The following is a 10976-nucleotide window of genomic DNA, read 5'->3' on the forward strand; positions in this document are numbered from 1 at the left end:
GGAGAGGGAAGGCGCGTGCATGATTTCCGGATCGCAGACACGGCCCACGACGGTGGCAATTGCCGGCAAAATCGATCTGCCTGCATAGGATGCTTTTGTGCGGCATCGATGGATCGAGGCTCCCCCGGCAGAGCCCGGATCTCGGCCAGCTAGACCGCCGCCACGTCTTCGGCTGCGGAATCACCTGCTGCGGCGGAAGCGCCGTAGGTATTGCGGTAGGCATGGAGGGCCGTCTGCATATCGCTCAGCACCTTGGTGAGGAGCGGATCGCTATCGCCTGAAGTCTGGATGCTGTTCGGATCGGCGGCGAGGAATTCGGACTCGGTCAACTTGCCGTCGCCATCCGTATCCATTGCGGCGAAGACGCCCTTGGAAGCGTCGTCGCTCTGATCGCTGTTGTCGCCCTGATCGTCGCTGCCGTCGGTCTTCTGCATCGACAGCATCAGCGACAGGATGTCGGCGGTGATCTTCTTGACGATGTCCGTGCTGTCGTCGTCGCTGTCGGTCGACGCCGTGGCCGATGTCGAGGACTGCGAGGCGGCCGCCAACTCGTCCGCCGATATGACGCCGTCGCCGTTCTTGTCGAGGCTGGACAGCGGAGACTGGTACTGGGTCACTGTGCTGCCGAGAGATGAAACACTGGTCACTGGAACCTCCTTTGAAAAGTTCGTCGTGAAGCCTGCCTTTCATGGGCGGGCAGCCTTTGGGCTAAGCTGATTTGCGCAAGGCGTCAAAGCGACGTTTTGACAGGGCAGAAGTGCGATTGAGCGTGCACAGGAGCCATGAGCGGAGTGCCCAGGTTTGCGCGGCTGCGACATTTCGTCTGCTTTCTGCGAGAGGCGACGTCAGGCCGACCTTGCTCCGGGGCATGATTTCTGCCTTTCTTACCGTCAGCAGCAAGCCGGAAGCGAAGCCATGTCAGAGCCGGATCCCGACGAAAAGATCGATGCCACGTTTCGCAACGGGTCGCTGACGGCGGCCGGTATCATCCTCGGTTTCTCGCTCAATTTCATCAGCGTCTGGGTCTCCAACCCCAATGACTGGAGCCGCATCGATATTCTGCCGATGCTGTTCCTGACCGTGGGCATCGCCGTCCAGGTGAAAGTCTTTGCCGATTTGCTGGCGCGGGACTCCCTGTTTGCCACCAAATATGACCGATCTCGCCGGCTCTTTCTGATCGGATTGGGAATCGTCGCCGCGGGCATGGGCATCGCGCTCGTCAACGATATTCTCGGGCTCGGAAGAATGCGGATGCTCGGGTGAGCGTTTTCGTCGTGCCGACGCGAGGTCAGACGCGCTCGACGAACCCGTCCAGCACGCGCTTCTGTCCGGCCCGGTCGAACTCGATCGTCAGCTTGTTGCCTTCGATGCCGGTGATGTTGCCGTTGCCGAATTTCAGGTGGAACACGCGGTCGCCGAGGGTGAACTTCGACGGTTCGGAGGAGGTGGATTTCGCCACCAGTTCGCCATCGATCGTGCGCCCCTTCGGGCCGCTTTCGCCGTAGCCGATGCGTTCGACGGCGTGGCCGGAGCGGGTGCCCCAATTGTCGCGTGTGGCGTCGGTCTTGTTTGCCTGGGCGCGTTTCCAGCCGGGAGTGGAATAGGAGTTGGCGAAGGGTTCGGCCTTGTCGAAGCGGGACTGACCGTAGCCGCCGCGGCCGTACCCGCCGTAGCTCTGCTCCATTTCGGCGACCTCGACATGGGTTTCCGGCAGTTCGTCGAGGAAACGCGAGGGCAGGGTCGACTGCCAGAGGCCATGGATGCGGCGGTTGGAGACGAACCAGATGTGGCAGCGGTGCTTGGCGCGGGTGATGCCGACATAGGCGAGGCGGCGTTCCTCCTCCAGTCCGGCGCGGCCGCTCTCATCCAGCGAGCGCTGGTGCGGGAAGAGGCCTTCCTCCCAGCCGGGCAGGAAGACGGTGTCGAATTCCAGGCCCTTGGCCGAGTGCAGCGTCATGATCGAGACGGCATCGAGGTTCTCGTTGGTCTCGGCATCCATGACCAGGGAGACGTGTTCGAGGAAGCCGCGCATCGACTCGAAGCTTTCCATCGAGCGGATCAGTTCCTTGAGGTTTTCGAGGCGGCCGGGGGCTTCAGCGCTCTTGTCGTTCTTCCACATGTCGGTATAGCCGGACTCTTCGAGGATCTGCTCGGCAAGTTCGGTATGCGGCGTGTTTTCAAGCAGTTCCTGCCATCGGCGGAAAGATTGAATCACGTCGAAGAGCGCCTTTCGCGCCTTCGGCTTCAGCTCGTCGGTCTCGATGATGTCGGCGGCTGCCGCAAGCATCGGGATATCGCGGGCACGCGCATAGTCGTGCAGCGCGCGCACCGTCGTGTCGCCGAGGCCGCGCTTCGGGGTGTTGACGATGCGTTCGAAGGCGAGGTCGTCAGCCGGCTGCGCAACGAGGCGGAAATAGGCCATGGCATCGCGGATCTCGAGGCGCTCGTAGAAGCGCGGGCCGCCGATGACGCGGTAGTTGAGGCCAAGGGTGACGAAGCGGTCTTCGAATTCGCGCATCTGAAAGGAGGCGCGCACGAGGATCGCCATGTCGTTCAAGAGATGCTTGCCGCGCTGGAGCTGCTCGATCTCCTCTCCGATGGCGCGGGCTTCCTCCTCCGAATCCCAGGAGGCGTGGACCTGCACCTTGACGTCGTCGGGATCGGAGCGGTCGGTGAACAGCGTCTTGCCGAGGCGGCCCTCATTATGGGCGATCAGATGGGCGGCGGCCCCGAGGATATGTTCGGTCGAGCGGTAGTTGCGCTCGAGCTTGATGACCTTGGCGCCGGGGAAATCCTTTTCGAAGCGCAGGATATTGTCGACCTCGGCGCCGCGCCAGCCATAGATCGACTGATCGTCGTCGCCGACGCAGCAGACGTTCTGCAGCTCGCCCTTGGGGCGCTGGGCGAGAAGCCTGAGCCACATGTACTGGGCGGTGTTGGTATCCTGGTACTCGTCAACGAGGATATAGCGGAAGCGGCCGTGATATTCCTTCAAGAGATCCGGGTTCTTGCGGAAGATCGCGATCGGATGCATCAGCAGGTCGCCGAAATCACAGGCGTTCAGCGTCGAGAGGCGGGCTTGATAGGCGACATAGAGATCGCGGCCGCGGCCGTTGGCAAAGGCGCGGGCGTCGCCCTCAGGGATATCGGCGGGGCCGAGACCCTTGTTCTTCCAGGTGTCGATCATGCCGGTGAACTGCTTGGCCGGCCAGCGCTTGTCGTCGAGGCCTTCGGCCTGGATGATCTGCTTGATCAGGCGGACGACGTCGTCGGTATCGAGAATGGTGAAATCGGAGCGCAGGCCGACGAGCTCGCCGTGGCGGCGCAGAAGTTTGACGCCGATCGAATGGAAGGTGCCGAGCCAGGGCATGCCTTCGACGGCGCCGCCGACGAGCAACGCGATGCGCTCCTTCATCTCGCGGGCAGCCTTGTTGGTGAAGGTGACGGCGAGGATCTGCGAGGGGAAGGCGCGGCCGGTATTGAGGAGATGGGCAATGCGGGTCGTCAGCACGCGCGTCTTGCCGGTGCCGGCGCCGGCGAGCACGAGGACGGGGCCTTCCAGTGTTTCGACGGCTTCGGTCTGCTCGGGGTTCAGCCCGGCGAGGTAATCCGGTCGCTTGCCGCCGTCGCGAGCCGCCATGGCGCGGGCGGCGATGCCGCCACTGGCGGCGGGCGCCCTTTCGGCGGTTGCGGCAGGCGGCTGCGGCTTGCGCGCCATCTCGCCCGGCTCTTCGTCGAAGAAGGGCATATCGTCGAAACTATTGCTCATGGCGCGTAATGTAGTGATTCGGGAAGGAAAGACCAGAAAAGATGTTCTGCTTTCATTCCCGAGCCGGCGCTATTCCAAGCGGTATGTTACGGGCGGCAATGCCACCGCCGAGCCCGGCTGTGGTCGCCATGCGGGCGGGCGGGGCTAAAAATTTCCAATCGGAGCATGTCGGAACCGGCGCTGGTGGGGCGTCCTTGGATCATCGGACAGCAGTCCGGATCAACACCCGTCAACAAGGAGGCCGTTTCATGCCGAAGGTCGTTTCAAATCTCTGGTTCGCCGAGGAAGCGCGCGAAGCCGTCGAATTCTACGTGTCTGTTATCCCGGACTCCAGGATCGGCCGCACCACCATATTGCCGGCGGAAACGCCGAGCGGGCCCCCCGGCAGCGTCGAGCTGATCGAGTTCACGCTCGCCGACCAGGCCTTTCTGGCCATGAAGGCCGGCCCGCTCGATAGTTTCAACCATTCCTTTTCGATCGCGATTCTCGTGGAAAGCCAGGCCGAGATCGATCGGATATGGGAGGCCTTTCTCGGCAATGGCGGCACGCCGGAGGCCTGCGGCTGGCTAAAGGACCGCTGGGGCCTTTCCTGGCAGATCGTGCCGCGCGTGCTGTCCGAGATGATCGCCGACAGCGACCGCGAGCGGGCCAGGCGCGTAACCGAAGTGATGCTCGGCATGGTCAAGATCGATGTGGCCGCACTGGAGAAGGCATTCAACGGCTGAGTCGCGCGGGGTAGCCGCATAATCACGATGCGGGGCGCATGGCTGGGATGCGCCGTTTTCCAGCATGTCTGGAGCGGATCGGCACACGCTGTCCCGCATCGACTTTGGGCAGTTTCACAGCCAAATCGTCGATTTCTCCAGAGCTCGAATCACGGGCGACATTGCACACCCTTTTCATCTTTCTGTCACGTCGCGAAATGTGCTGATATCGCAATAGCCCTTTTCTCAACTACAATAAGAAACAGTTTCGTAGAGTAAAAAAATAACCGGTGCACGCACGTTTTTGTGCATTGCCAGAAACAGCCGGTGAGCGTGGAATATACCTGCGAAACTATTGATTCTTAGGAATGTCGTGGCCATCTCCTTTGGTATGACGACCTAGAGCCTGTGGCATTAACCTTGATGGAGGGCCCATGCTGAGCGAATCCGTATTCGATGCGTTCACCCGCAGCTATGATGCGCGTCGCGAGACCGATATGTCGATCTCGGAGTATCTCGATCTTTGCAAAAAGGAACCGCTTGCCTATGCCAATGCGACCGAGCGGCTGCTCGCCGCGATAGGCGAGCCGCAGATGGTCGATACTGCCAGGGACACGCGCCTCGGCCGGATCTTCATGAACCGGACCATCCGGATCTATCCGGCCTTTGTCGGCTTCCACGGCATGGAAGAGACAATCGAACGCATCGTTTCCTTCTTCCGGCATGCAGCGCAGGGACTCGAGGAGCGCAAGCAGATCCTCTATCTGCTCGGCCCGGTCGGCGGCGGCAAGTCATCTCTGGCAGAGCGGTTGAAGCTGCTGATGGAGCTTCATCCGATCTACGTGCTGAAGGCCGGTGACGAGATCAGCCCCGTTTTCGAAAGTCCGCTCAACCTATTCGACCCGGACACGATGGGATCGCTCCTGCAGGAGCAATACGGCATTCCCCTGCGGCGCCTGAGCGGACTGATGAGCCCGTGGTGCCTGAAGCGGCTCGACGATTTCGGGGGCGATATTTCCCGCTTCCGCGTCGTCAGAGTACAGCCTTCGCGGTTGCGCCAGATCGCCATCGCCAAGACCGAGCCTGGAGACGAGAACAATCAGGATATCTCGTCGCTGGTCGGCAAGGTCGATATCCGCAAGCTGGAGACCTATTCCCAGAACGATCCCGATGCCTACAGCTATTCGGGCGGCCTCAATCGCGCCAATCAGGGCGTGCTCGAATTCGTCGAGATGTTCAAGGCGCCGATCAAGATGCTGCATCCGCTGCTGACGGCGACGCAGGAAGGGAACTATATCGGCTCCGAGAATATCGGCGCCATCCCCTTCTCCGGCATCGTCCTTGCGCATTCGAACGAGGCGGAATGGCAGACCTTCAAGGCCAACAAGAACAACGAAGCGTTCATCGACCGTATTTGCGTGATCAAGGTGCCCTATTGCCTGCGCGTGACGGAAGAGCAGAAGATCTACGAGAAGCTGATCGAGGGATCGGAACTCACCGATGCGCCATGCGCCCCGGCAACGCTCGAAATGCTGGCCCGCTTCTCCGTGCTTTCACGTCTGCGCAAGCATGAGAATTCGACGTACTTCTCGAAGATGCGCACCTATGACGGCGAAAGCCTGAAGGAGACGGATCCGCGCGCCCGTAGTGTCCAGGAATATCGGGATGCCGCCGGCATCGACGAGGGCATGGACGGCATATCGACCCGCTTCGCCTTCAAGGTGCTCGCCTCCACTTTCAATCACGACACCACGGATATCGGTGCCGATCCGGTTCATCTGATGTATGTACTGGAGCAGTCGATCCGCCGCGAGCAGTTTTCCGACGATGTCGAGAAGCGATATCTGGAATTCATCAAGGCCGATCTTGCGCCGCGTTACGCAGAGTTCATTGGAAATGAAATCCAGAAGGCCTATCTTGAATCCTATGCGGATTACGGACAGAATCTGTTCGACCGCTACGTGGATTATGCCGATGCCTGGATCGAAGACGTGGACTTCAAGGATCCCGATACCGGCCAGCTTCTCGATCGCGAGCTCCTCAACCAGGAACTGACGAAAATCGAAAAGCCGGCAGGAATCGCCAATCCGAAGGATTTCCGCAACGAAATCGTCAAGTTCTGCTTGAGATCGCGGGCAGCCAACGGCGGAAAGAATCCGTCATGGACGAGCTACGAGAAAATCCGGGAAGTCATCGAAAAGCGAATGTTCTCGCAGGTCGAAGATCTTTTGCCGGTCATTTCCTTCGGGTCGAAGAAGGATTCCGAAACGGAAAAGAAGCACAGCGAATTCGTCTCGCGCATGGCCGCGCGGGGTTACACGGAGAGGCAGGTTCGGCGCCTCGTCGAATGGTACATGCGCGTCAAACAGGCAAGTTAATGTGGAGCCAATATGCACATTGTCGACCGTCGGCTAAATCCGCGCGGTAAAAGTCTGGAAAATCGGCAACGGTTTCTTCGGCGCATGAAAGGCGCCGTGCAGCAGGCGGTAAAACGTTCTCTGCAAAACCGGAACATTCGCGATGTGCTCGACGGCGGGGAAATCAGCCTGCCGATCGATGGAATGGCCGAGCCGAACTTGAGAAGGGGCGACGGCGGCATCCGCGACCATATCCTGCCGGGAAACAGGGCCTTCGTCGAAGGCGACATTCTTCCGCGCCCGCCAGGGAGCCGGGGCGGAAAACCCAAGGATGCGGGTGAGGGCGACGGCGAGGACGGCTTCCGCTTCGTGCTGACGCGCGAGGAATTCCTCGATGTGTTCCTGGACGATCTGGAACTGCCCGACCTTGCCAAGCGGCGCCTGGCCGAAACCGAGGAGGAAACTCCGTTCCGTGCCGGTTATTCCGTGTCGGGATCGCCGTCCAACATCGCCGTCGGTCGCACGACCAGGCTCGCGATGATGCGCCGTGTCGCGCTTCACCGTCCGCGCCGCGAGGAAATCGAAGCCCTGCAGCGGCAGATCGAGGAATGCGAGGACGACGAGAGCCGGCTGGCGCTTGAGGCAAAACTCAAATCCCTGACGGAAAAAAGCCGGCGCATTCCCTATATCGATCCGCTCGACGTGCGGTATCGCCGCTTCGAAAACGAGCCGAAGCCTGTGGCGAAAGCCGTGATGTTCTGCTTGATGGACGTCTCCGGCTCCATGTCGGAACACATGAAGGACCTGGCGAAGCGGTTCTACCTGCTGCTCTACCTTTTCCTGTCGAAGCGCTACAAGAAAGTGGAGATCGTCTTCATCCGCCATACCGACAAGGCCGAGGAAGTCGACGAGGAAACCTTCTTCTATGGCCCGGCAACGGGCGGCACGCTGGTTTCCAGTGCGCTGGCGGCAATGCGGGCGATCATCGTGGCGCGTTTCGATCCGGCGGAATGGAATATCTATGGCGCCCAGGCATCGGACGGCGACAACGCCCATTCGGACGGAAACCTGAGCGGACAGCTGCTGCGCGAGATTTTGCCACTGTGCCAGTATTTCGCCTATATCGAGGTCGGCGAAGAAGGCGGTGACTCCTCGGTATCCCGCTCGCCGCTTTGGATGCTTTATGACGGGATCCGTTCCGAGCTGCAGCCGCTTTCGATGCGCAAGGTCTGCCGGCGAAACGAAATATTCCCTGTTTTCCACGATCTCTTCCAGAAACGTGACGCACAGTCGAAGGTGACGCCATGACCATGACGATGAGGCCACGAGAGCGGCTGTTGTTCGAGGGGGCCGACTGGGATTTCGCAACGCTCCAGCGCATCCACGACGCCTGCGAGGAGATCGCGCTCGGCGAACTCGGCCTCGACGTCTACCCGAATCAGATCGAAGTCATCACCTCGGAGCAGATGCTCGATGCCTATTCCTCGACCGGCATGCCGCTCTTCTATCGCCATTGGTCCTTCGGCAAACACTTTGCTCATCACGAAACCTTCTACCGCCGCGGGATGCGCGACCTCGCCTATGAGATCGTCATCAACAGCTCGCCCTGCATCTCCTACCTGATGGAGGAGAACACGGCGACGATGCAGACGCTCGTCACCGCACATGCGGCCTTCGGCCACAACCATTTCTTCAAGAACAACTATCTCTTCAAGCTCTGGACCGATGCCGAGGGCATCCTCGATTACCTCGATTTCGCCAAGGGTTATATCACCCGCTGTGAGGAACGTTACGGCGAGACGGCCGTCGAGCGTACGCTCGACGCAGCCCATGCGCTGATGTCGCACGGGGTGCATCGATACGCGGGCAAGACCACGATCGATCTTCGCCAGGAGGAAAAGCGGCAGCAGGAGCGCCGCGCCCACGAGGAGCAGATGTTCAACGATCTGTGGCGCACGGTTCCCGTCGGCAAGGCCCGAAAGGCGGGTGACATCGGCCTGGAAAAGCGCCGCGCCGCCCTCGGTCTTCCGCAGGACAACATCCTTTATTTTCTTGAAAAGTCGGCGCCGCGGCTGCAGCCGTGGCAGCGCGAGATCCTTCGCATTGTCCGCCATGTCGCGCAATATTTTCATCCCCAGCGGCAGACCAAGGTGATGAACGAGGGAACCGCCACCTTCGTCCACTACCAGATCATGAACCGGCTTCACGAGCGGGGGCAGATCAGTGATGGAAACTTCCTCGAATTCCTGAAGTCGCACGCCAACGTCGTGTTCCAGCCGAGCTATGACGACCGGCGGTTCTCGGGCTTCAATCCCTATGCGCTTGGCTTTGCGATGATGCAGGACATCGAGAGGATCGTCACGACGCCGACGGAAGAGGACCGTGCATGGTTTCCCGATATCGCCGGACGAGGCGATGCGATGGCGGTCCTGCGCGACATCTGGGCCAATTACCGGGACGAGAGCTTCATTAGCCAGTTTCTGAGCCCGAACCTGATCCGGCAGTTGCGACTATTCCATCTCTACGACGATCCGGAACAGACCGAGGGGGTACTGGTTTCGGCGATCCATAATGAGCGTGGATACCTGCGCATCCGCCGCCAGCTCTCCCGCGAATATGATATCGGCTGGACCGATCCGGCAATCGATATCGTCGATGTCGACCTCGCTGGCGACCGCCGCCTGTTGCTGCAGCACATCGTCATGAATGGCTGCTATCTTCAGGAAAATGACACGAAACTCGTCCTGCAGCATCTCGCCGATCTCTGGGGCTATGACGTGTTGCTTCAGGAAATCGACAGTTCCAGCACGGTGGCGAGAGAACACGCGGCGAGCCCGCGCAAGATCGTTCAGTGATCACAGATTATGCTGACGGCGATAATGAACAATTATCGGTGGCAACAAACACAAAGCCTTAGTAGTTTACCGCCGTTGCAATCGCCCACTTGATCTCGACCAGTTTCACCCTTTGCAGCGATCTTCCGGGGCGGATAGCGCGGAGACGAGAGACCATGAGTGAAACGCGGCGCAAGCTGACGACGATCTTCTGTGCTGACGTGCAGGATTATACGCGGCTGATGGGGGCTGATGAGGAAGGGACGCTCGCTGCGCTCAAACGCTGCCGGGAAGCGATGGGGCGCCTGATCGAAAGCCATGGTGGCCGCGTCATCAATACCTGGGGCGATGGGCTGATCGCCGATTTCCCGAGCGTGGTCGAGGCGGTGCGCGCGGCCGTCGACACCCAGAACGAACTCGCGGGTTTCAACGCCCGCCGCCCGGCCGACGGGCGCATGCTCTTCCGCATCGGCATCAATCTCGGCGACGTGATCGTCGAAGGCGACGACATCTATGGCGACGGCGTCAATATTGCGGCGCGGCTGCAGACGTCGGCTGCGGCAGGCGGCATCGTGATATCGAACACCGTCTATGACCAGGTCCGCAACAAGGTGGCGGTTGGTTTCGAGTTTCTCGGACCGCTGATGGTGAAAAATGTCGATGAAGGCGTGCCGAGCTACGCGGTGAAGATCGGCGATGCCAAAGACGAGACGCCTTCTGCGGAACGATCCGGCCCCGCGCGGCCGCAGCCGGCGTCGGTTATGGCGGCCGCTAAGGCCGAGACAACCCCAGCACCGGGCGGACGCAGGCTGTATGGCGTGCTCGGCGTCATCGCCGCCGTCCTGATCGGTATCAATCTCCTGTCGTGGCAGGGCGTCTTCTGGGCGCGTTTTCCGGTGCTCGCGCTGGCCGTCGTCGCGGCGCTCGCCTGGAACCGTGATCAGACCCGATTCAATCGCAAGATCACCTTGCTGGCGATCCTGGCGCTTGGCCTTGCCGGCATCAACCTTTTCACCTGGACGGGGCAGTTCTGGGCGGTGTGGCCGATACTGGGGATTGCGGCTACCATGGGCGTGCGGTGGTCGATGCGTCGATAGACATCCAACCCGCATCCTCGGGGATTTTGTACGGTATTTTGCTCGACAATCGGCAGGATTAAAGACACGGGCCAGTGTTCATTCAAGCAAAAGTGAGCGGCCGGGTTATTTCCATTCTTTGCTGATATTACAAATCGGTAATGCCGGCTGCTTATGCTTGCCGGTAAGCTGTAAACGCGCGATATTGTCGCATCAGACGGGAATCTCGATCCCGC

General features: G+C 60.4%; 8 protein-coding genes. 6 read left to right on the plus strand and 2 right to left on the minus strand.

Annotated elements, in window-relative coordinates:
- Positions 1 to 149: 149 nt before the first annotated feature.
- Positions 150 to 647 (minus strand): EF-hand domain-containing protein, encoded by a 498-nt coding sequence (locus HX898_RS01155; protein WP_180193751.1) that lies wholly within the window; start codon positions 645 to 647, stop codon positions 150 to 152.
- A gap of 268 nt (positions 648 to 915) precedes the next feature.
- Here HX898_RS01155 and HX898_RS01160 point away from each other — a divergent pair, with 268 nt between their 5' ends.
- Entirely contained in the window at positions 916 to 1263 is a 348-nt protein-coding gene (locus HX898_RS01160; protein ID WP_180193752.1) for a hypothetical protein, read from the plus strand.
- A gap of 25 nt (positions 1264 to 1288) precedes the next feature.
- Here HX898_RS01160 and HX898_RS01165 read toward each other — a convergent pair whose 3' ends face one another.
- The gene (locus HX898_RS01165) at positions 1289 to 3769 is read right to left on the minus strand and encodes a UvrD-helicase domain-containing protein (protein ID WP_180193753.1); all 2481 of its coding nucleotides are present in this window, start codon (positions 3767 to 3769) and stop codon (positions 1289 to 1291) included.
- Between the two features lie 248 nt (positions 3770 to 4017).
- On the opposite strand from HX898_RS01165, the gene HX898_RS01170 reads away from it, so the two are divergent.
- The 5 genes from HX898_RS01170 (at position 4018) to HX898_RS01190 (ending at position 10761) form a co-directional block, all read left to right on the plus strand.
- Positions 4018 to 4494: a VOC family protein gene (locus tag HX898_RS01170; protein WP_029870283.1), complete on the plus strand. Its 477-nt coding sequence runs from the start codon at positions 4018 to 4020 to the stop codon at positions 4492 to 4494.
- A gap of 413 nt (positions 4495 to 4907) precedes the next feature.
- Positions 4908 to 6851 (plus strand): PrkA family serine protein kinase, encoded by a 1944-nt coding sequence (locus tag HX898_RS01175; RefSeq protein WP_138330539.1) that lies wholly within the window; start codon positions 4908 to 4910, stop codon positions 6849 to 6851.
- Positions 6852 to 6863: 12 nt separating this feature from the next.
- Positions 6864 to 8138: a YeaH/YhbH family protein gene (locus HX898_RS01180; protein ID WP_180193754.1), complete on the plus strand. Its 1275-nt coding sequence runs from the start codon at positions 6864 to 6866 to the stop codon at positions 8136 to 8138.
- A complete protein-coding gene (locus tag HX898_RS01185) occupies positions 8135 to 9685 on the plus strand; it encodes a SpoVR family protein (RefSeq protein ID WP_138330540.1) in 1551 nt (516 codons plus the stop codon). Before HX898_RS01180 ends, HX898_RS01185 begins: the two co-directional genes overlap by 4 nt.
- Before the next feature lie 155 nt (positions 9686 to 9840).
- Positions 9841 to 10761 (plus strand): adenylate/guanylate cyclase domain-containing protein, encoded by a 921-nt coding sequence (locus HX898_RS01190; protein WP_138330541.1) that lies wholly within the window; start codon positions 9841 to 9843, stop codon positions 10759 to 10761.
- Positions 10762 to 10976 lie beyond the last annotated feature (215 nt).

Origin of the sequence: Rhizobium sp. WYCCWR 11128 (genome assembly GCF_013416305.1) — a bacterium.
Taxonomy (GTDB): domain Bacteria; phylum Pseudomonadota; class Alphaproteobacteria; order Rhizobiales; family Rhizobiaceae; genus Rhizobium; species Rhizobium indicum.